18 protein-coding genes are annotated in these 22,153 nt (G+C 45.1%); 15 read left to right on the top strand and 3 right to left on the bottom strand.

What is annotated here, in order from left to right:
- Positions 1–144 precede the first annotated feature (144 nt).
- Together CA600_RS21225 and leuS are read left to right on the top strand one after the other, a co-directional pair.
- Positions 145–1,212 (top strand): AI-2E family transporter, encoded by a 1,068-nt coding sequence (locus CA600_RS21225; protein ID WP_042191048.1) that lies wholly within the window; start codon positions 145–147, stop codon positions 1,210–1,212.
- A gap of 517 nt (positions 1,213–1,729) precedes the next feature.
- Positions 1,730–4,180 carry a leucine--tRNA ligase gene (leuS, locus tag CA600_RS21230; protein ID WP_094872674.1) on the top strand — a complete coding sequence of 817 codons (2,451 nt, stop codon included), beginning with the start codon at positions 1,730–1,732 and terminating at the stop codon, positions 4,178–4,180.
- A gap of 65 nt (positions 4,181–4,245) precedes the next feature.
- Here leuS and comER read toward each other — a convergent pair whose 3' ends face one another.
- A complete protein-coding gene (gene comER, locus CA600_RS21235) occupies positions 4,246–5,091 on the bottom strand; it encodes a late competence protein ComER (RefSeq protein WP_094872675.1) in 846 nt (281 codons plus the stop codon).
- A gap of 186 nt (positions 5,092–5,277) precedes the next feature.
- Between comER and CA600_RS21240 the strand changes: the two genes are divergently transcribed.
- The 6 genes from CA600_RS21240 to CA600_RS21265 all read left to right on the top strand — a co-directional run bounded on the left by CA600_RS21240 (position 5,278) and on the right by CA600_RS21265 (position 12,540).
- Positions 5,278–5,916: a helix-hairpin-helix domain-containing protein gene (locus CA600_RS21240; RefSeq protein WP_094872677.1), complete on the top strand. Its 639-nt coding sequence runs from the start codon at positions 5,278–5,280 to the stop codon at positions 5,914–5,916.
- Between the two features lie 114 nt (positions 5,917–6,030).
- The gene (locus tag CA600_RS21245) at positions 6,031–6,549 is read left to right on the top strand and encodes a deoxycytidylate deaminase (RefSeq protein ID WP_042191041.1); all 519 of its coding nucleotides are present in this window, start codon (positions 6,031–6,033) and stop codon (positions 6,547–6,549) included.
- 117 nt (positions 6,550–6,666) lie between these two features.
- A complete protein-coding gene (locus CA600_RS21250; RefSeq protein ID WP_094872679.1) occupies positions 6,667–9,351 on the top strand; it encodes a ComEC/Rec2 family competence protein in 2,685 nt (894 codons plus the stop codon).
- Between the two features lie 444 nt (positions 9,352–9,795).
- A complete protein-coding gene (locus tag CA600_RS21255) occupies positions 9,796–10,335 on the top strand; it encodes an RNA polymerase sigma factor (RefSeq protein WP_094872680.1) in 540 nt (179 codons plus the stop codon).
- Positions 10,332–11,450, top strand: coding sequence for a hypothetical protein (locus tag CA600_RS21260; RefSeq protein ID WP_094872682.1), 1,119 nt, complete (start codon positions 10,332–10,334; stop codon positions 11,448–11,450). The genes CA600_RS21255 and CA600_RS21260 overlap by 4 nt, the downstream gene beginning before the upstream one ends.
- Before the next feature lie 73 nt (positions 11,451–11,523).
- Positions 11,524–12,540 carry a LacI family DNA-binding transcriptional regulator gene (locus tag CA600_RS21265; RefSeq protein ID WP_094872683.1) on the top strand — a complete coding sequence of 339 codons (1,017 nt, stop codon included), beginning with the start codon at positions 11,524–11,526 and terminating at the stop codon, positions 12,538–12,540.
- A 401-nt stretch (positions 12,541–12,941) separates the two neighbouring features.
- Here the strand turns inward: CA600_RS21265 and CA600_RS21270 are convergent, their stop codons facing one another.
- Positions 12,942–13,892 (bottom strand): sugar kinase, encoded by a 951-nt coding sequence (locus CA600_RS21270; RefSeq protein ID WP_094872685.1) that lies wholly within the window; start codon positions 13,890–13,892, stop codon positions 12,942–12,944.
- A 345-nt stretch (positions 13,893–14,237) separates the two neighbouring features.
- Here CA600_RS21270 and CA600_RS21275 point away from each other — a divergent pair, with 345 nt between their 5' ends.
- From CA600_RS21275 to holA, 5 genes are all read left to right on the top strand, one after another.
- On the top strand, positions 14,238–14,879 hold the full coding sequence (locus CA600_RS21275) for a bifunctional 2-keto-4-hydroxyglutarate aldolase/2-keto-3-deoxy-6-phosphogluconate aldolase (protein WP_094872686.1): 642 nt from the start codon (positions 14,238–14,240) through the stop codon (positions 14,877–14,879).
- 237 nt (positions 14,880–15,116) lie between these two features.
- The gene (locus CA600_RS21280; RefSeq protein WP_042191032.1) at positions 15,117–15,353 is read left to right on the top strand and encodes a hypothetical protein; all 237 of its coding nucleotides are present in this window, start codon (positions 15,117–15,119) and stop codon (positions 15,351–15,353) included.
- Between the two features lie 384 nt (positions 15,354–15,737).
- Positions 15,738–16,286 carry an RNA polymerase sigma factor gene (locus CA600_RS21285; protein ID WP_036677530.1) on the top strand — a complete coding sequence of 183 codons (549 nt, stop codon included), beginning with the start codon at positions 15,738–15,740 and terminating at the stop codon, positions 16,284–16,286.
- Positions 16,283–17,536, top strand: a complete 1,254-nt coding sequence (locus CA600_RS21290) for an anti-sigma factor family protein (protein ID WP_094872688.1) — start codon at positions 16,283–16,285, stop codon at positions 17,534–17,536. The genes CA600_RS21285 and CA600_RS21290 overlap by 4 nt, the downstream gene beginning before the upstream one ends.
- A gap of 278 nt (positions 17,537–17,814) precedes the next feature.
- Positions 17,815–18,834 (top strand): DNA polymerase III subunit delta, encoded by a 1,020-nt coding sequence (gene holA / locus CA600_RS21295; protein ID WP_094872689.1) that lies wholly within the window; start codon positions 17,815–17,817, stop codon positions 18,832–18,834.
- 222 nt (positions 18,835–19,056) lie between these two features.
- Here the strand turns inward: holA and rpsT are convergent, their stop codons facing one another.
- A complete protein-coding gene (rpsT, locus tag CA600_RS21300; protein WP_042130412.1) occupies positions 19,057–19,329 on the bottom strand; it encodes a 30S ribosomal protein S20 in 273 nt (90 codons plus the stop codon).
- Positions 19,330–19,640: 311 nt separating this feature from the next.
- Here rpsT and gpr point away from each other — a divergent pair, with 311 nt between their 5' ends.
- Together gpr and CA600_RS21310 are read left to right on the top strand one after the other, a co-directional pair.
- A complete protein-coding gene (gene gpr, locus CA600_RS21305; RefSeq protein WP_094872691.1) occupies positions 19,641–20,642 on the top strand; it encodes a GPR endopeptidase in 1,002 nt (333 codons plus the stop codon).
- Between the two features lie 158 nt (positions 20,643–20,800).
- Complete coding sequence (locus CA600_RS21310; RefSeq protein WP_094872692.1) at positions 20,801–22,117, top strand: stage II sporulation protein P; 1,317 nt, start codon at positions 20,801–20,803, stop codon at positions 22,115–22,117.
- The last annotated feature ends 36 nt before the right edge of the window (positions 22,118–22,153 follow it).

Consider the following 22,153-nt stretch of genomic DNA (forward strand, 5'->3'; position numbering starts at 1 on the left):
TCCCCGCAAAGTACCTGAATCAGCATCGAAGCACAGGCCTCACTTTGTGGGGTTATTTTGTGTGCTTGATGGTTATTTTGCTGCGGCCATACATATACTTATTTACGAAGCTAGTCCAGGCTACAGTCGCAGGAGGGTACACTCATGGAGCAATGGTCCCAAAGTAAGTGGTTCCGCTGGATGATCGGAGTGCTGCTCTCCTTGATCATTTTGTATTTTGTTTGGTTGCTTCGTCCAATGCTGCAGGGGATATTTGTATTTTTGAAGGCAATCCTTGCTCCATTTCTGGCAGCTATGATTATTTCCTACGTGCTGAATCCCGTCGTTAGTATGCTTGCCGGACGGAAGATGCCGCGTAGTGTAGCTGTTCTACTTATATATGCAGTATTCCTAACGGCGATTGCAGTGATCGCAATTAACCTTATCCCGATGTTTATCGAGCAGCTTGAAGAGTTGAATGAACATTTGCCAGAGATGACGCTGCAAGCCCAGGGGCTGATGCGACATATGAATTCTAGACTAATCCCGCCCGGGGTCGAAATGGGGATGAACAACTGGTTTTTTCAACTGGAAAGTCGTCTCGCCGAAGGGATCTCTAATTTTCTCGATAATATAGGGACAACGATTAATGTGCTGTTCAATGCTTTCATTGTACCGTTTCTAGTGTTCTATATTCTGAAGGATTTTGATGTGTTTGAGCGGACGGTGGTGTCTTGTCTGCCCCGCGCACGCCGTAAGTCGATTGTAACTTTGTTAAAAGATATCGATGATGCACTCGGCAACTACATTCGTGGACAGTTTCTGGTCTGCATTATTATAGGTGTGCTTGCTTATATCGGTTATGCCATCATCGGAATGCCATATGCTTTATTGTTTGCGAGTGTGGTGGCAGTGTTCAATATTGTTCCGTATATGGGTCCCTTTTTGGGGGCTGCACCAGCCATTGTAATGGCTTCGACGGTTTCTTTCCGTTTAGTGCTGTTGGTTGCAGTGGTTAACACAGTGTGCCAAATCGTGGAAAGTAACATAATCTCACCTCAGGTGGTGGGAAAGAAGCTGCATTTGCATCCGCTGCTCATTATTTTTGCACTTCTGGTTGGCGGTGAATTGGCGGGGATGATCGGACTTATCCTTGCTGTACCGTTCTTCGCGGCTGCAAAAGTCGTTATTCAACACTTTATGACGTATTTAATCAAACGAAAGCCCGTGTAAATAGGGTAAAACATTGACTATAGTCAACAGTTTTGTATATAATGTTGGGGAATATTACTGATGAACAGTCGGTATATATAGTTGATCGATGATGAGGAGTATTAATTCTATACCGTTATTGCAGAGAGCCGGCACTAAGGTGCGAGCCGGTTAACGGAACGGAGTGAACTCACCTCGGAGTAACGGCGCAAGTTTCAGGATATCCACTAGATATAATGGATGTCCTAGGTGAACCGTCGTCGCCTCACCCCCGCTAAAGGGTGCAAAGTGAGTGGCAGAATAAAGTATATTCAGCCGCTAACTAGGGTGGTACCACGGGAATTATAACCTCTCGTCCCTAGCGATAATACGCTAGGGATGGGAGGTTTTTTTGTAAATATAAGAGGGTATAGGTTTCACGAAATACTTCATGTCTTATATTTCTCGCATAAACGCTTACCGTCCTTATAAGGATGCCGATGGCAGTTTATGCTTGGTTAAGAAATCTAAGTAGTAACACTCCAAGGAGGAGCAGACAATGAGCGACAATCAAACAAACAGTATACCTGCCGGCGGTTACCGGGCACAGGCTATTGAGCCCAAGTGGCAAAAGTTCTGGGATGAGAACAAAAGTTTTAAGACAGGTGAAGATCCAACCAAACCGAATTTCTATGCACTGGATATGTTCCCGTACCCTTCAGGTGCAGGACTGCATGTAGGTCATCCAGAAGGCTACACAGCAACGGATATCGTATCCCGTTACAAACGGATGCGTGGTTTTAACGTGCTGCACCCGATGGGCTGGGATGCTTTTGGACTTCCTGCAGAGCAGTATGCCATGGATACTGGTCAGCATCCACGTGATTTTACAGATAAGAACATCGATAATTTCCGTCGTCAGATCAAATCGCTGGGTTTCTCCTACGACTGGGATCGCGAGATCAGCACTACAGATCCAGATTATTACAAATGGACGCAGTGGATTTTCATCCAGTTGTACAACAAAGGCTTGGCTTATGTAGCAGAAGTACCTGTTAACTGGTGCGAGGCACTGGGTACAGTACTTGCCAACGAAGAAGTTATTGACGGTAAAAGTGAGCGCGGAGGACATCCGGTTGTCCGCAAACCGATGCGTCAGTGGATTCTGAGAATTACTGAATATGCTGAGCGTCTGCTAGAAGATCTGGAAGAGCTGGATTGGTCTGAAAGCATTAAGGATATGCAGCGCAACTGGATCGGCAAATCCACAGGTGCAGAAGTGAACTTTGAAATTGAAGGTCACGACGCTAGCCTGACCGTGTTTACAACACGTCCAGATACATTGTTCGGAGCGAGCTACTGCGTATTAGCACCAGAGCATGAACTGGTTGATGCCATTACAACAGAAGCACAACGCGCAGCGATTGCAGAATATCGTGTGAAAGCTTCTCATAAGAGCGATCTTGAACGTACAGATTTGGCTAAAGAGAAGAGCGGTGTATTCACGGGTGCGTATGCAATCAATCCTGTGAATGGTTCTAAGACGCCGATCTGGATTGCAGATTATGTACTTGCCGGATATGGAACGGGTGCGATCATGGCGGTTCCAGGTCACGATACACGCGACTGGGAATTTGCTAAACAATTCGGCCTGGATATCGTGGAAGTCGTGCAAGGTGGCAACGTTGAAGAAGAAGCATATTCCGGAGACGGACCGCATGTCAATTCTGATTTCTTGAATGGCCTTAAGAATGAAGAAGCAATTGCGAAGATGATTGCTTGGCTGGAAGAGAAGGGCGTAGGTAAAGGTAAAGTAACCTATCGTCTGCGTGATTGGCTGTTCAGCCGTCAACGCTACTGGGGAGAGCCGATTCCAATTTTGCATCTGGAAGACGGTACAATGAAGACTGTTCCGGTTGATCAGCTGCCGCTGGTACTGCCTGATGTAGATGCGATCAAACCATCGGGTACTGGGGAGTCTCCACTTGCCAATGTAACAGATTGGGTGGAAACGATCGATCCTGAGACTGGTATGAAGGCTCGCCGTGAGACCAACACCATGCCGCAATGGGCGGGCAGCTGCTGGTACTACCTGCGTTACATTGATCCGAAAAACGATCAAGAGCTGTGCTCCCCAGAGAAGCAAAAAGCATGGCTTCCAGTGGATCTGTACATTGGTGGAGCCGAGCATGCCGTGCTTCACTTGCTCTATGCACGTTTCTGGCACAAAGTGCTTTATGATATCGGCGTAGTAGAAACGAAAGAGCCTTTCCATAAGCTGGTTAACCAAGGTATGATTCTTGGAAATAATAATGAAAAAATGAGTAAATCACGCGGAAATGTCATCAACCCTGATGAGATTGTTGAAGCTTTTGGTGCAGATACACTGCGTGTCTATGAAATGTTTATGGGCCCTCTGGAAGCAACCAAGCCTTGGAATGAAAAGGGTGTTGAAGGGGTTCACCGGTTCTTGTCCCGTGTATGGCGCCTGTTCGTGAATGAGGAAGGTAAGCTCAATTCCAAAATCACAGCAGATGGCGGAACGGAAGAGTTCAAACGTACTTGGCACAAAACGATTAAGAAAGTTACTGAGGATTTCGAGCATCTGCGTTTCAATACGGCGATTAGCCAGTTGATGATTTTCATTAACGATGCCTACAAGCAAGAAACGTTGTCCCATGAAGCTGCCGAACATTTTGTGCAAATGTTGTCACCACTGGCACCGCATATTGCTGAAGAGCTATGGCAACTGCTTGGTCATGAAGGAAGCATCAGCTACGTGGCTTGGCCAACTTATGATGAAGCATGGACAGTTGATGCTGAGGTTGAAATCGTTATTCAGGTGAATGGTAAAATCGTACAACGCGCATTGATTCCGCTGGATATGGGTCAGGAAGAAATGCAAGCTCATGCGCTGGCACTTCCTAATGTAAGTGCAGCTGTAGAAGGTAAAACCGTACGCAAGATTATTGCGGTTCCTGGCAAGCTTGTAAATATTGTAGTGGGTTAAGCGAAGAACGCAATTCTGCCCGCAGCATCGGAGAAATCCGTGCTGCGGGCTTTGTTGTTCTAACGTTATTTCGGACCTTGATTAATAGTGTCATGTCCGAATAGTTCATCAAGCTTAATAACATCCTCATCATATTTATCATGCGTTGTCGTGATGAGGCGTTCAAATACACCATCTAGACTGGTACGTAAGTGGTTTAACGCTTCTGCGGTAATGCCGCCGCGAACAGCGACCCGTTCTTGAAGCTCTTGCGGGGTAAACTCACCTTCTGTCAGCAATTTTCCTGTACCCAGCAGCATTTCACCAGCAAGTCGGCTGATTAATGACTCTTCAATTCCAGTGGCCTCAACAGCTGCTTCAATCCAGCGCTCAATGAAATAGCTTAAGAACGCAGGTCCACAGCTGGAGAAATCAGAAGCGATTCGGGTATGTGCCTCTTGGATTTCTAAGGGGACACCTATGAAAGACAATAGCTGTAGCAGTACAAGCCTGTCTTCTTTATTAAGCCTGCTGCCAAAAATGCACAGTGAAGTCCCACTCTTGACGCAGTGCGTAATGCTTGGGATAATCTTAGCGATTTTGGACGGCAAAGCGGATTCCAGATGATGCAATTGAACTGGACTTGTAATGGATACGACGATTTGCTCACTCCGGAGACATGAGCCGATCTCATTGGTTAATGTTTTAAATTCAAGCGGCTTTACGCATAAAAAAACGATATCACTTCCTAACGCTGTCTCCCTATTGTTTCCGCAAATGGAAATGCCGGGGTGACGCTTCTCAAGCTCCAGCAGCTTATTCAGACTGCGGTTGCTGGCAAGCACATCACACGGTTCTAGCGCTCCGGAAGAAAGAAAGGCGTCGATCAGCAGGCTGCCCATGCTGCCTGTTCCGATAAATCCTACTTTCACCTGTGGTTCCTCCTTTCTAGCATTGCTTTTTACTAACTGACATGAATTCTCTTCGTTATATGTATGCAGGATAGCCTTGGACAAATGACAGGTTTTGTATGAATTATTAAAGGGAATTCCAATTAAAGGAATGTATGAAGATTCACAAAAAAGTATAGGACGAATTTTCGTGAGGGGGAGTGCATTTTGAATAAAGGGAGTATAGTGCTCGGAGTGGCTTTAGCTTTACTAGGTAGTGGACTGTTATGGGCTGCTGGGAGTAAGGGGGATTCCGGCATTGCCGGATGGGAGACCTTGAATGGAAGCATGGAACAAGCGATTGGAGTCGCTGAGCCAGATGAAGCTTCGGCTACAGAGGGCAAAGTGGGAGGCCAGCAGACGAAGGTAGATAAGCAAAGTGCTGGGAAAGTTACAGTGGGAGCCGAAGCCACTGGGAAGACTGATGCTTCTGGGAAAACTGATAGTGCCGGAAAGGCTGAAGTTAGTGATAAGTCTGATGCTGCTCAGAAGGTGAAGGATACTGCACAAGTAGATCATACTGTCCCGACTCCAGTAGATGAAAAAGGGACAACGGTTACTGGAGAGAATGCTTTGGAGGCGCTTGAGGTTACCACGTCAGTCGCTTCACAGGAAGGTAAAATAAATGTGAACACTGCGGGTGCTAAGGAGCTGATGGATCTCCCGGGCATCGGAGAGAAGAAGGCACAGACTATAATCGAGTACCGCAACCGTGAAGGGGCTTTTCGTAGTCTGTCAGATTTGGGGAAGGTGAAGGGGATCGGGCCCAAAATGCTGGAAAAGCTAAAGCCTTTAGTAATATTTTAAGATATAAGGGTATTGAAGGTACTGTTGAATGTGCTACAACCGTTGTCCTAGTGAATACTTGCGGGGATGTGTTACAATAGTTAACAACTATTTAGAAGGATATGGAGATTGATTATGACTGCTGCTTATCGTAAAGACTGGGATACTTACTTCATGGACATTGCCTGCATGGTCTCCACTCGTTCACGCTGTAATCGCCGACATGTAGGTGCTGTGCTGGTACAAGGCAAGAAGCTGCTAGGAACAGCGTACAACGGGGCGCCAATGGGCGTACCTGATTGTTCAGAGGCAGGCTGTATGCTCTCGGAGCAATATGAAATGGAAATCGTGGATGGCGTAGAGACAATGGTGAAGAAACAGCGCTGTATTCGCACGATTCATGCGGAACAGAATCTTTTGCTATTTACAGACCGGATCGATCGGGAAGGCAGTACCGTCTATGTGACAGATGAGCCCTGCTGGACCTGCGCCAATATGCTGGCGAACAGTGGTATCGTGGAAATCGTGTATTACCGACCTTACCGTAAGGATATGGAAAAGGTTGAAGCGATGATGGCTGCCAAGGGTATCATATTTCGCCAATTGGAGAACTATGAGCCGCCAAGTGAAACGATGATCAAAGTATCGGAATAGCTGATCTGTATAACACCAATTTAATAAGATGGCTTGAGGAAGAACCTCTCGTGCGCTTTTATGGCGTATGCAGAGGTTCTTTTTTTGTATCCAGTATTGTGAAAGGGGGATGGGCACGTGAAGGAAAGACCCTTGTTAAGCTTTACAGTATGTTGGGTGGCTGGAAGCGCAGCGGCTTGCTTAAGCTCAGGGAGCGGACTGCTATTGGCGTGGGCAGGATTAATACTTTTACTGGTGAGTCTTAGGGTGTGGGGAACAGTAAGTTGGAAATACATAGCCGTGTTGTGTTTATCCATTTCTTTAGCGGCTGGATATTGGAAGTGGAACGAAGCTCGAAATATTAGCGGAATACCTGAAGCGCTGGGCAGCACGATTGCAGAGTTGAATGGGAGTCCCGTGGAAGCTAGAGGCATGATCATTTCCGTTGTGGAACGGGATGGGGATCGGGTTGATTTTACAATGAAGCTCTCACATATGAACCTGCTTGCAGAGGGAGATGAAAAAGCATCTGATCCTGTGGAAGAGCAGGATGAAAAGGTAGAGGGTGAGGGTGAGTTAATCGCAGTGCAGATCAAACTTCTGGCCGAGCATGAAATTACTGTTGCTGCAAAGTGGCGAAGAGGGGATGAGGTGCTGCTTAATGGCGTGCTGGAAGAGCCGGCAGTAGCGCGTAATTTTGGAGGCTTCAATTATCGTGCCTATTTACATACGAAGAAGATTCATTGGCTATTGAAGGGGCAGGGGGCCGAAAATGTAAGGGTAACCGTGCCAGATTCATGGAGTGTGTTAACGATTTTTCGCTTAAATGACAGCGCGCGGATGGCCCTTGGGGCAGAGCTCGATCAACTTTTTCAAGAACGTCACTCTGGGTATATGAAGGGCTTAATCATTGGGATGCAGGATGATCTTGATCCGGATACCTTTAAACAGTTCTCGCAGCTTGGTTTAACGCATATTCTCGCCATTTCAGGTATGCATGTAGCGGTGTATGTAGGTGTTCTTTTATTTCTGTTCAGGCGCTTACGGCTGACAAAAGAGACGGCACTAACGCTCACCTTCATACTTGTTCCTGTATATGTCCTCTTGTCGGGTGCGGGCCCGTCCATTGTGCGTGCGGGGCTGATGAGTATGATTGCCCTGCTCGCTGCACGAGTTGGGATGCTGAAGGATGGACTGAATATTTTGGCGGCATCGGCACTGGTTATGTTGATCTGGAATCCTTATATGCTGCTCAGTGTCAGCTTCCAGCTGTCTTTTCTGGTGACCCTTGGCTTAATGGTTTACGTTCCGCTTATGAATCCTCTTTTGAGCATACTGCCACGCTGGCTTAAAGGTGCGGTCTCTGTGACGTTAGTGGCCCAATTAGTTTCTTTCCCGCTCACGATTTATTATTTTAATCAGTTTTCGCTACTATCCTTTGTCGCCAATTTGGTCTTTGTACCTTTGATTACCTTTGTAGTATTGCCGCTAGGGACGCTTGCACTACTGCTTGGACGACTGTGGGAAGATGCTGCATACGTACTGGCGCATGTTACGAAGCTGCTGAATAACTTTACTTTTTTCGCTGTGGAATGGATCAATAAATTTGCCGGTGGAGTTTTGATTTGGGGCTCACCTTCACTGCTGTGGATCGGGGTGTACTATGTTTTATTGTATGGTCTGCTGTATGTTGCCAAGCTAAGAAAGGAAACTCGTTCTGCACCGCAATATATGGAGGATGAGACGAGACCATTAATGGAGGCTGGTTTACCTGTGAACAGTCACGGTGGGTTTGGGAGAGTGGGGAATTCACAGTTTGCTATTGATGGTTCCAAGGTTGGACGCTGGAGCGGGGCGATTGTTCTACTGTTGGCAGTTGGGCTGGGGATGCTGCTGTATTGGGGTTATCAGTCGGACGGTCAAGCAGGCAGAGGTACAATTAGTTATCTGGATATTGGACAAGGCGACAGCATTCTCATCACTACATCGAGCGGAGCACATATTCTAGTGGACGGTGGCGGAACCTTAAACTTTGGTCAAAAAGAAGAGTGGCGCGTTCGCCGAAGTCCGTTCGAGGTTGGCGCTAAAGTGCTGGTTCCTCTACTGAAAAAACGTGGTATCCACCGTTTAGATGTCATTATTTTGACACATGGAGATCAGGATCATGCCGGAGGACTTCAAGCCGTGTTGGAAGAGATTCCGGTTTCGGCATTGCTTTTTAATGGGACAATAGTTGATCGCGAGTTTTATATGGGGATGATGCGGACTGCGCTAGAGAGGGATGTTCAGTTGTATGCTGTGCATCAAGGAAAGACCCTTTCCCCGGATGATAAGACGAAGCTGTCCTTTTTATGGCCGGAGGGAAGGGGTGGAGAAGCGTCGGGTAATCCTTATCAGAATGGCATTCCTCTACTGGAAGAGCAGAACCACGATTCGGTAGCTTTTCGCTTAGAGATGAATGGTAGGAACTTTCTATTCACCGGAGATATGGATTTGGAAGCCGAGGAGGAGATTGTAGAGCAGGCTAAGCAAAAGGGGATTAGCACTGGACCTGTCATTGATGTGTTGAAGGTGGCTCACCATGGGAGCAAGACATCCACTGGCGAAACTTGGTTAAAATTCTGGCAGCCTGCAGCAGCGGTGATCTCAGCGGGTGCTAATAATCTGTATGGTCATCCGAAAGCTGAGGTGTTGGAGCGATTGCAAGATAACCAAGCATCTATTTTCCGGACGGATCAGCAGGGGGAAATACAGATGCGGGTGCGGGCAGAGGGGGTTGAAGTGCGATATAAGTTGGTGGAGGCATTGCATTTTGTGCAATAGAACGCACTCCAAGATAGCGTGATCTTCATTCTGTTGTACTTTGTACACTCAAAATGAGGAAAAGCGCCTATTTCTGTGGATTTTAAGAGTATCTATTGCATGAAGTGCAACAGATACTCTCTATGGCGTTGAAAAATCAATTTCTATTGCACGAAATGCAATAGAACGCTTTTTACAGATAAATCTGAGTCCGGAGAAAAGCAGGGTTGACCATTATCCTCCGATTACGGGCGACAAACTTACAAAGAGAGCAACAATCAAGATTCAGATCAGCCCTATCAGATATCCGAGCACTACCGATGACGTTTAGACGTTCATCGGTGGTGCTTTTTAATAGACAGATCTACAGATTATACTGTTAAGTAATGTAAAACCTAATTATTTATTTTATAGGGAACTTTTTCAAGGTTGGAAAGTCTTATTAGGCAAGGGGTGAGACGAAACATGCTAAGCGAAGATATGCCATATGCAGAAGCGTATGCGTCCGAAATGACCTTGCGGGAAATGATGGAGGCGTATGGATCGGATGTGTGGAATTATGCTTTTTTCTTAACTAGAAGCCGTGAGCAAGCGAATGATATTAGCCAAGAAGTATTTTTGAAGGCATATAAAAATGTGGGGAAGTACCGGGGACAATCGTCGATGAAGACCTGGCTGCTCACGATTACTAGAAATACAGCCTTCAGCTGGAGCAAAAATAGCTTTTGGCGCAGATTCATACCATTTGGAGATCAACCTGTTACTGTAAATGCTCCGTCTGCAGAAAGAGAAGCGCTCGGCAATCAGTATGCGAACCGAATCTGGGAAATTATTATGAACCTACCAGATAAGAATAGAGAGGTGCTTGTACTGGATATTCAGTATGGACTATCGATCGGCGAAATGTCCGATTTACTGAATGTACCACAAGGGACTGTGAAATCTCGACTCGCGCGAGCGAGGGAGAAGGTTAAGCAAGCCATTCAGAAGGAGGAGAGAGAATGAAAGGCAAAGCTGATAATAGTAATCCAGTGATGATCGGACAGACTGATTGGTATGCGCAAGCAGGCAAAAGACCTTTTATTGAAGATGGCTTTACACCTGAGCTGATGATTCAGATCGAACAGGCTGCTACGCTTAAAAATAAAAATCACAGACGTTATCGAATAAACAAAAGTGTGCTACTGACCAGTGTGGCTATGATTTTGTTGATAGGTGCACTTAACTTGCCTATAGGCGCATGGAAGAACCAAGGTCCAGTTCAATCTTCATCGGTGCAGTCACAAGCCGCAGCGATACTACCTTCTTCTACTCCTGTTACTAATGACAAAGCGTCAGAGCCTCCGACAAGTCCAGCAGAGTTTGAGATTAGCGGTAAGAAATACTACATGCCTTTGCCAATGAGCAGAGATAAGACTAAAGCATATGCCGTTGAGACAACAGCGGGAATCCTTTGGTCGCCGCCACCCCCGATGGTGGACTACAAGAAGCCAAAGTACACACATCCTACAGAACCGTTCACCCTTTACCTGAGCTCGAAGGACCAGACGGAGCTATCGGCTTCTTCGGCTACTAGGATTTATACATTTCCTCTTTATGCGGGAGGGGCAAGTACTTATCAATATTTGAGTGGATTCTATGGAGCGGGAGATTATATCCTGTTAACTTCTTACAAAAAGACTCTTGGTGTAGGTATGTATGAGGATGTTGAAATCTCAATGCTTAATGTTAAAAAAGCAATGGCTGGAGAAACTGTGGTACCGATCGCGCTTAAATCCTTTGATATTACATTATTAGATTACAAGTCAATCATTGCTGTTGATAAGGAGCATGAGCAACTCGTACTTAGTTACTTAGAACATGTAGGGGATAAAAAGTACAAAGAGAAAACCGTACTTTATGATATGGAGACCATGAGCATTCCAACATCTGCTACAGCAATTGGTTTTAAAGAGATTAAGGGAGAAACATTACTCATGGATTATAAAGTGGGCGGAGAACAACGTAAAGCGGATATTCTTATGAAAGCTGGATTGGGGTGGCTGGATGAGAATTGGGCTTTTTTATCGGAAGAGCAACAAAATAAGCTTTATATGGATTATTTGAATTCTACTCCCTAGTAGATAATTCACCCAATAAAAGCTATACTTTTTGATAAAGTAATTTTCTTTTGAGAAGAGTGGAGCCGAAGCGATGAAGAAGTTAACGATTGATGATGTGGCTCAAAAAGCGGGAGTGTCGAAGAGTACAGTCTCCCAATTTTTGAACAAACGTTTTAAATATATGAGTGAAGCGACGAAGAATCGGATTGAGGCTGTGATCGAGGAGCTCAATTATCAACCGAATGGACTTGCGCGCAGTCTGAAACAGAATCGGACGCATATGGTCGGAATCATCGTTGCTAATATCGATTATTCGCTGTCTATTCAATGTATCCGGGCGATCGAGAACGAGCTGCAGCAACACGGGATTCAAGTAATCATATGCAATGCCGATGAGAATGCGGAAAAAGAAAGTAAGTACGTCGAAACCTTAGTCGCCCGACAGGTGGACGGTTTAATTATTTTTCCGACAGGGAACGATCCGTCTGCTTACAGTCGGCTGATCGAGTCTGACTTTCCGCTAGTGTTTATGGATCGTCTGGTAGATGGAATCACCACGCAGAGTTTGCTGCTCGACAATGAAATGGCGGTCAAGATAGGTGTGGGGCAGCTGACTCAGCAAGGACATGAGCGAATCGCTCTCGTATCCCTTCCATTAGGTGAACATGCGATTACCCCTCGTAAAGAGCGGATCAGTGGTTATAAAAAAGCGATGGAAGAAGCCGGCATACCTCTGCGTGAGGAATATATCTGTAGTGTGCCAAAAGAAGAATTAGCTACAGGACTGAAGCGCCTTTTAGCATTGCCGGACCCTCCGACAGCGCTATTGGCTACGAACGATATCACGCTAGCAGAGATTTTGAAATATGCGAATCGAAATGCGATCGCTATTCCGGAACAATTGTCTGTCATCGGTATAGATGATGCGGAATTCGCGCAAATTTATAATCCAGTCATTACAACGATTCGTCAGCCTGCATACGAAATGGGTATGCAAGCCGCTAAGATTATACTCTCTTGTATTGAGGACAAGGGTGCTTCCGTTCCAATCACCTATCGATTCCCGCCGTCCTTGCAACAAGGGCAATCTGTGAAGTTATATAACTGACTACAAGCTATAGAAGCACAAAAAAATGCCGTTCCACAGATCAACTGTGAGACGGCATTTTTTAATAATAAAACTCCCAAGCTGCTAGATTATAAGGCTGCAACGTTGTTGTTTCTTCTTATGGTTAATTGTACTTTCTGCAACTATTTTAGTTTGTGCTTCCTGAATTGAAAGTTTAATTGTATTTTGTGCAGTTATTTCTGCGGGAAATTGCTGACAGCGATGTTCACCTGGTTGTTAAATGTATAAAGTGCAATTAAAGGCGAGAAGAAACGATTTTGACTCGATATAGTTGTATAGAGTACAGCTATGTTGTGTAGATTTGGTTGCGTTCAGCTATTTATGAGAATTACAGAAGTTTACAGAGATTATGTTGCGAAAGCTGACTCAAATCTATGTGCTTAAACCTCCTGCTGCATAAACTTCGCAAGCTCCTCACGGGTCGGAAGTCCATCCATATCGCCAGGCGACATGACGGCTAACGCACCGATCGCATTGCCGCGTTTGACGGCCTCAACAATCGGAAGCTTTTCCAGCATTGCGCTGATTACACCAACGGCAAACCCATCACCTGCACCTACGGTATCAACGACCTGCGCTACCTTAAACCCGTCTACATAACCTTCTCCTTCAGCGGATTTATAGTAAGCGCCTTCAGGTCCGAGCTTGATGACGACTAAGCTGACGCCACGCGCCAGATAATAGTCCGCAATCTCTTCTGGCGTATTTAGACCTGTAAGAATCTTGCCTTCACCGAGTCCTGGAAGGAACCAATCACAGCGTGTAGCCAGATCATTGATCGTCTTCACCATTGTTTCTGTATCCGGCCATAAGCTAGGGCGCAGATTTGGATCGAGAGAGACCGTCTTTCCTTGTCGCTTCATAAACTCCATAGCATGAACAGAGAATTCATGACAGCTCTTGGATAAGGCGGCGGAGATACTTGTTACGTGTAAATGTCCTGCAGCATTAAAGTATGCCTCGTCAAAATCAACCAGACTAAGCTTGGAGGCCGCGGAATTTTTGCGGAAGTATTCGACTTTAGGATCGCCAGTAACAACCTTTGATTTGATTAACATACCCGTTGAATTTTCTTTAGTAAAAGTAATGTTGGCGGTATCAATGTTTTCTTTCTTCATTGCTTGCGCAATGAAATGACCAAAGTTATCTTCGCCAAGCTTCGTAACATAACCTGTAGGGTGATTTAAGCGCGATAAGCCTGTAGCTACATTGCTCTCGGCACCTGCCAACGCTTTGGAGAACGAAAACACTTCATGCAGGGGACCCGTTTCATTCGCATAAAACATCGCCATCGGCTCCCCGAAAGTGACGGCATCCAACTGTTTACTCATTTGAGTTCCTCCTAGGGTAATGAATTTATCCCAGTACAATGATGTATAATTTGAAATTATCACATAAATCGGTTTTGTACAATAAAAGAATGATTTTTAATTCGTATGGTGTTTTGGGGAAAAGAAAATAATCCACCAATAAATCCGTATAATACAAGGGTTTATTGGTCGATTTAACAAATTGATATCTCTATATCCATAAAAATGTATTGACTGTTAACCGTATTGTTATTACTATCTGATTATAGATTATATCGTTTTAATTAGTAAATTTAATAAAAAAGTTTATCTAAATTAGTATTTCATATTCATCTACGATCGTACCAAGAGAAAGGGAGTCTACTGATGAAGAAAATGAAAGTATTGCAGAATGTGGCGTCCGTTGGAGTTGTAGCCGTAATTCGTGCTGATAGTGCTGAGGAAGCTTTTAAAATGTCCGTTGCTTGTATCGAAGGCGGTTTGAATAATATTGAGGTAACTTTTACTACTCCGGACGCGGATGTGGCGATTAAACGATTGGTAGCGGAGTACGGAGATCGCGCAGTGATTGGAGCAGGAACTGTACTTGATCCATTAACGGCGAGAATAGCCATTCTTGCAGGCTCGGAATTTGTGGTCAGTCCCTCTTTTGAAGCGGAGACAGCTAAAATGTGTAATCTTTATGGGATTCCGTACATGCCTGGCTGCATGACATTAAATGAAATGAAGGAAGCATTGAAGTTTGGTGTGGATGTGCTTAAGCTGTTCCCTGGCAGTGCGTTTGGTCCGGATTATGTGAAAGCGGTTAAAGGCCCTATGCCACATGTGAACATTATGCCAACAGGTGGCGTGGATCTGAATAATATGGAAAAGTGGATTGCCAACGGCTGTATAGCAGTAGGTATCGGGGGCAATTTGACTGCACCTGCGAAGGATGGACGATACGATCAGATTACCGATCTTGCGGCTCAGTATGTGGCAAAATTTAAAGAGATAAAAGGTATTTGATCAGGTATGTTTCTTAATTTCGAATAAATAGATTTATTGAAGGTTGTATAGCTGACACATGTCAGCCGTACAACCTTTTTGTATACTTATTTTCCGACATTCAGATTTTCTTACATTATATGTTTTCATAAAGTATAGAATGAGGACAAAGGCAATAAACTATAAAGTAGAAGAGTTATGATGTTTGACTGACGTCTACGAATTGGAATGGTTTATTATCGGACCGGGAGTGAGTATATGCCTGCTTATCATGATAAAAAGCTGTATCTTGCAGCTGATGAAGAGGATGCGGAATACGTAGAAATTGCGTCGGCATTCCATGGTTGTAAGGTGACGGAGGGCCAGATCTATAGATTAGAGCGGAATTACAATAACCCTCATATTTTTGAGAATGGAGAGGCGTATGTTGTGGATGATGAAACTAGGGACAACTACGCAGTGTTCATGCTCTGCAAGATTGTGTTATATAAATAGAGTTATGTGCTCGATTCTAAGGTTATTTCTTGTTTACTGACGGCTTCTTTTCCGATAGGAGGATAAGCCGTTTCTTTTGGAAATGGGAGATATTTCTTACCTAAACGCTTGCCGGCCATATTGCGATGCCGAAGGCGTTTATACTTGTGTCATTTTTGTTATAAAGTTATTCAAAAGAGTATTTGAATGATTGAAGTTTCCCCTGTATGCTTAGTAGGAATTATTGACTGTGAAATGCTATGAAATGTGCGATAGCGCTTTATAAAAGATGGCTTAACATGACGTTCTTAGAAAAGTTTGGTATTCTAAAAATATTAATTACAGGGTTGCAACAAATTCGCAGTCTTGCGCGTCAGTAAGATTGCATAGAGAGGGGGAACCTTCGTGGTGGAGCAGGGACTCATCAGAGCCGCTCAAGCGGGCGATCGCGACGCTCTAATCACCCTATTGCGAGAAATTGAAGGGCATGTATATAAAACCGCCTTCTACATTTTGCATAATGAACAAGATGCGCTGGATGCATCTCAGGAGGCCTTGATCCGGGTTTATACCAAAATCGGTTCATATGAGGAAAAGGCCCAGTTCAAAACGTGGGTTCAGCGAATCGTTACCAATATTTGCATTGATAAATTCAGAAGAACTAAACCTACAGTTTCTATTGATGAGCATGAAATGGTGTTTCAGGATAAACACAATGTGGAACGTGAGGTTCTGTCTTCTTATTTAGCTGAGGATATACGTGAAGCGATTGATCAATTGCCCGAGCATCATCGGACAGTCATCGTCCTGCGCTATTTACAAGATTTTTCTTACAACGAGATTGCAGACTGCCTGGATTTGCCTTTGAATACAGTGAAATCATATCTGTTTAGGGCCAGACAGCAGCTGCAGAATAGACTTCAGGAGTACCAGAAAGGTGGTGTATCGGGATGAAATGCGCGGAGGTGATGGAATGGATGCACCGCTATATAGACCAAGACTTGAGCCAAGATGAGATTGTTGAGATGTTCCGTCATATCGATAATTGTCCTTCCTGCGCGGAAGTCTTTGAGCGGCTGACACTTCTCTCCAATGAATTGGAGCAGTTGCCAGACGTGAAACCCCCGTTTAGTCTGGTTGACTCTATTTTACCTCAGCTTGCAGAATTGGATCGAAGCAGCCGTGAACAAAGCGCTGTGAGAACCGAGGAACCAGTTGTAGTTCCATTTTCACGTGAAAGCTCCCGCGGTAAACCTTCCAAGGGAACTTCTATAGCAGCACGGACAGGCATTGGAGCTATCGCAGCTGCCGTAATATTAGGGATCGCTATTTTTAATATGCCGGATAAAATGCCTGGGGCAGAGGTAGAACAAATGATGCAGGATAGTAGTAAAGCGACCAGCGATAGTGCTGATAATATGGCTATTGAATCGCAAGTCTCTACTTCTGCTGATTCATATGAGGCTGCGCCTGCTAATAGCGGAATCGATTCGGGGGCTCTACCAGCTGCTCCTGATGTGAATGAGGATAACGCTGCATTAGATAGAGCGATGGGGCCGGTAGACCCTGCGTCGATGCCGACTTCTCCAACAGAAACTAATGCTGGATCTGGAGGACGATCGATACCGGAACCAACAAATAATGTGAAGCCCAAACCTACGGAGAAGATTATGACGCCGAAGCCGGATACTGTAACGAAAGTTCAAACTCCGGATACTAGTGCTGGCAGTAATAATCAGTTCAAGACTGATAAGAAGGATCAACCTGGTTCTATAGATAAAGGGATCGCAGCTGATTCAGCGCCACCTACGGAGGAATCATTAGATAGTGCGAATGATTTTAGGAGAGAGGTTATGGGCTTTAACATTTCTAGTGATTCCAATGATTCTAATGTGCAGACTTGGACTTCCCCTGATGGGCATTATGCCGTTGAGTTTGTTGGATTACAGCTTGTTATTTATAAGAATTCACCCGAAGGTTCTGTGGAAGATAGGACAGCAGTGACTTCTTATCCATTAGAAGGAAATTGGATTTCTGGAGAATGGTCGGCGGATAGCTCGCAGTTTACGTATGTGACGGAGAAAGATGGTGTGAATACCACTAAGGTGTACACTGTACAGGAAGCGTCAGCAGCTTCTTCAACGCCGGTTACAACACCTGGGGCGACACCATCGAAGACTCCGTCTTCAATGTCAACAAATTAAATTGAGGCTGGAACATTTTTCGGAGTTTCAGAATATACTATAGCAACCGGACAGGAACTAGAAAGTATAGGATTTGAAGAACATCGGTATGACCGTCGGATGGGAAGTTTCTAGGGCTTCTCACTCCGGCGTTTATATAGATGCGCCGCTTAAACGGAGGGGCTTTGGCCATGGCTGCCAGAGTTTCTCCGTTTTTGCATGTGCATTTATGTCGTTTTTTTTGCTACAATAGGAATCTGGGCAAATTGGGCTAGATGAATGGAAAAGGAAGTGGCGGAATGGATGCCAAAACGGCGATAAAAGAAATCAAACAAGGGAAAATCTCGCCGCTGTACCTTTTGTACGGCAGTGAAAAATTTCGAATGAATGAATTTGCGGCATTGCTGGAAGACCAGCTAATTGCTAAAGAGGATCGTGATTTCGCAGTTATTCCCTTTGATCTCTCGGAGACGCCGGTGCAGGCTGTGATAGAAGAAGCAGAGACTGTACCTTTTATGGTAGAACGTAAATTATTGCTGGTGCGGGACGCATCTTTATTTACAGCGGGAAAAGAAAATGCCAAACTTGAGCATCGTATAGATATTTTAAGTGATTATTTGCAGCATCCTGTAGATTTCAGTGTGATTGTCTTTATGGTGAATAATGACAAGCTGGACGAGCGTAAGAAAATTGTGAAGACCGTTAAAACAGCGGGTACGGTATTAGCTTTCAACCCGCTAGGGGCAGAAGAACTGCTGCGCTGGGTAGAGAAAGGGATTCGTGAGCGAGGTTGTACGATGGCATCTGGCACCGCAGAGATTCTTATCACTAATGCGGGGACAGGTTTGCAGGGCTTATCCGCGGAAATGGACAAGCTATGTTTGTTCGCTGGTAAGGGCGGAACCGTAGACGCAGAAGCAGTAGAGAGTCTGGTGCATCGCGGAACGGAACAAAATGTGTTTACGCTTGTAGAGGATATCGCTAACCTGCGTCTAGATAAGGCGCTTGATACGCTGTATGAGCTGTTGAAGCAGCGGGAAGAACCCATTAAGATTGCTGCGCTGATTGCACGGCAGTTCCGGATTATTTTGCAGGTGAAGGATTTATCAGCTCATAGTTATTCGCAAGGTCAGATTGCCTCACAGATCGGACTTCATCCTTATGCAGTAAAGCTTGCAGGGGAGCAGGCCCACAAGTTCTCAAGTGAACGTCTGCGTCAAATTTTAAGTGCACTGGCTGATCTGGATTATAAAATGAAGACAGGAGCTATAGATAAAGTGCTTGGTCTGGAGTTGTTTATGTTACGGCTAGGTACTTGAGCTAAGTAGTGGATAATTTTATGACGAATCACTATTATGAAATGAAAAAAGAGAAAAGTTGATCGTTCAAGAAAACTACCTTTCTAAGGTGGTTTTTTTCATTCAACTAACGTCTAAAAGGAGGAAACTATTACTTATATTTATAGAATAGTAGGCACAAAAAAACCCAACCGTATGAAACATAGCGGTCAGGTTCTTCAATTGCTCATTATGAATGTCGTCCTAGGCTTGAGCCTTAAGAGCGTTCAATTTCTTCGCCAAGCGGGATTTTTTGCGGGCAGCCGCATTTTTATGAACCAGACCTTTAGTTACGGCCTTGTCCAGCTTTTTGGAAGCAGCTTGGAAAGCAGCTTGAGCAGTTTCAACTTCCGTACCTGTCAGTGCTACATCAGCAGTTTTCACAGCTGTACGAAGCGCGGATTTTTGGGAAGCGTTCAGTGCACGGCGTTTTTCGTTCGTGTTTACGCGTTTAACCGCGGATTTAATATTTGGCATTGCATTCACCTCCTGTAAGACATTCGAAATCATTATCAAATGATTCACAACTTAAAATAGTTTAGCATGACCGGTAGTAAAAAGCAATACTTAAAGCTTTCAAATTAAACCATTTTAACCTGCATAAACAAGGGCTTTCTCTCGCACACTATCGACAAAAGAGCATAGGCAGAAGCTTGCAATTTGAGTTTTTGTTTGAAGTAACTCAAGGGAAGCGTCTGCTCACAAAACTAAGTATCGCTTACGAAGCAAGCTTTGCTCGAAGTAATTCAATGGAGCGATGCTTACAAAACTTTTAGGAGGCTGGAACAATGGAACCGGATCTGCAGCTATATTCGGTACGCACGGACTTGGCGTTAGAGGCGAAGGAAATGGCTCAAGGGCCACAAAGGACGCCAATTCCTGGTGTAAACGAAGAAGTGGAAGAGTCTGATGGGATAAAAGTTACCCGGCTTGGTGTGGCTAACGCTGCCGGATCTCAGGCGATAGGTCGCGCGATTGGGAATTATGTCACTCTTGAGGTGCCGGCATTGCGCGGTGGAGATACGGGCTTGCAGCAAAAAGTAGCTGAAGTCTTTGCTCGCGAATTCGAGGACTTCCTGACTAGGATTGGGATTGGTAAGGATGCATCTGTACTGATCGTTGGACTGGGAAACTGGAATGTGACTCCAGATTCATTGGGGCCGCTGGTGGTGGAGAATGCGCTCATTACTCGGCAATTTTATGAGCTCGTGCCGGATCAGGTCTCTCCAGGCTACCGTAAGGTAAGTGCTATTGCTCCAGGGGTGTTAGGGTTGACCGGTATCGAGTCGAGTGAAGTTGTACAGGGGATCGTGGATCGTACCAAGCCGGATCTCATCATTGCCATTGATGCGCTGGCATCCCGTTCACTGGAACGGATCAATACGACAATTCAAATTGCCGACATCGGTATTCACCCTGGTTCGGGGATTGGCAATAAACGGCGCGGATTAACACAGGAAATTCTGGGTGTTCCTTGTGTTGCTATCGGTGTTCCTACCGTTTGCTATGCTTCGACCATTGTAAATAATGTGCTGGAGATGATGAAGAATCATTTTGGCAAAGGAGCGGGTCATACTAAGGAAATCATGGGGATGCTGGACGATATTTCCGAGCAAGAGCGACTGTCACTAGTGAAGGAAGTACTGGAGCCGCTTGGACATGATTTGATCGTTACCCCTAAGGAAATCGATGAATTTATTGAAGGCATCGCTAATATTGTTGCGAGTGGCCTTAATGCGGCGCTACATGATGCGGTCGATCCTGAGAATGTTGGCGCTTATACCCACTAATTGAATCATAGCTAGCACACAGTCCGGCGGGATGCTGATGTACAGTATCCTGTGCGGGCTTTATGTCAATTCTCTCATTTACGGTTCTACTACTACTCTTTCGCTCATAGATTTGGAGTATAAGAGATTACAGAGGGCTGGAGGAGGACATAAATATAATGAATAAAAAATGGTTTCAGCTTTGGAACATCGGCCGTTTACGTGGAAGAGTGCTGGATGCTTTATCGCTGGGAAGAACGATGCTGCTGCTCGCCGGAGGTTCGCTAGTGTTTTTTATGCTGCTTGGAGCTGGCGGTTTGGCCGGACAGAAGTTGAACTCTTCACCCATTCCATCTATGAAGGGGCTTGCGGCCTCGCTATCCAGTGGATTTTTCATGGAGCTGTTGGGGATGGAAGTACCGCATTTACCGCAGGGGAAAGAGCCTTCCGCTTTTTCAGGTGAAAAAGTAACTTCCTTTGTATTTCAATTGCTGACCAGTGTGAATCCAAGTGATCCGAAGAGTTTAGTCTCTCGTGAAGTGCCAGGCTTGGCAGCGGATGATCCATTTCTTTTGCGACAAGGCTCAGGCGGCTCTACAGGAGCACCTGTTGATTATCATCCGGGAACGGATGAACTTGCTGAGGGCGGGGAAGAAGTTGATTCGTCTGCTCCAAACGAAGTGGACAAGCCTGAAGATCCCCCAGCACAGCAGCCTGAAGCGACGATAGCTCCATCTCCTGAGCCATCAGCAGCTGCAGGAGGTACGGATAAGAGTGATCCGCAAAGCGAGACAGATAATCCCAAGGACACCTCGGTTAAACGGATCCTTATCTATCATTCACATCCACGGGAGGCCTTTAACCCTCTACTAGGCGTAGCGAACGAAAATCCAAGCTCGGCGGTTTCTTCTAAAAATGTAATGCTGGTAGGATCATATATTACGAAAAGATTGGAACAACGCGGAATTGGTACCGTTCATGCCAAAGATGATTTTCCAACTAAAATTGCCGACTATAACTGGAATTTTTCCTATAAGTATTCCCGAATGTTGGTTAAATCAGCAATGAGCACAAATCAAGAAATGAGTGAACTTATCGACATTCACCGCGACTCACAGCGTCACGGCAAAACAACTGCAACGATTGATGGGAAAAGTTACGCTCAGGTGTATTTTATTATTGGACATGCGAATAAAGATTGGAAGAAGAACGAAGAGTTTGCAAACAAGATTCATCAAACGATTGAAAAGAGTTACCCAGGAATATCTCGCGGAATATGGGGAAAAGCTGCGGGTAAAGGAAACAACGGGGAGTACAACCAAACCCTCTCACCTAATAGTGTCTTGATTGAAGTGGGCGGTATTGATAATACAGCAGAGGAATTAAAGCGTACGGCTGATATTTTGGCAGATGCTATTGCGGATGTGTACTGGAGCAGTCATGACTCGGAGAAGGTAAATGCTACAGCACCTCAAAAGTCGAACGGAGCTTCTTAAGCTATAGATATTTCATTAGAATAAACAACCTTATTA

This window comes from Paenibacillus sp. VTT E-133280, from assembly GCF_002264385.1.
Taxonomy (GTDB): domain Bacteria; phylum Bacillota; class Bacilli; order Paenibacillales; family Paenibacillaceae; genus Paenibacillus_AQ; species Paenibacillus_AQ nitricinens.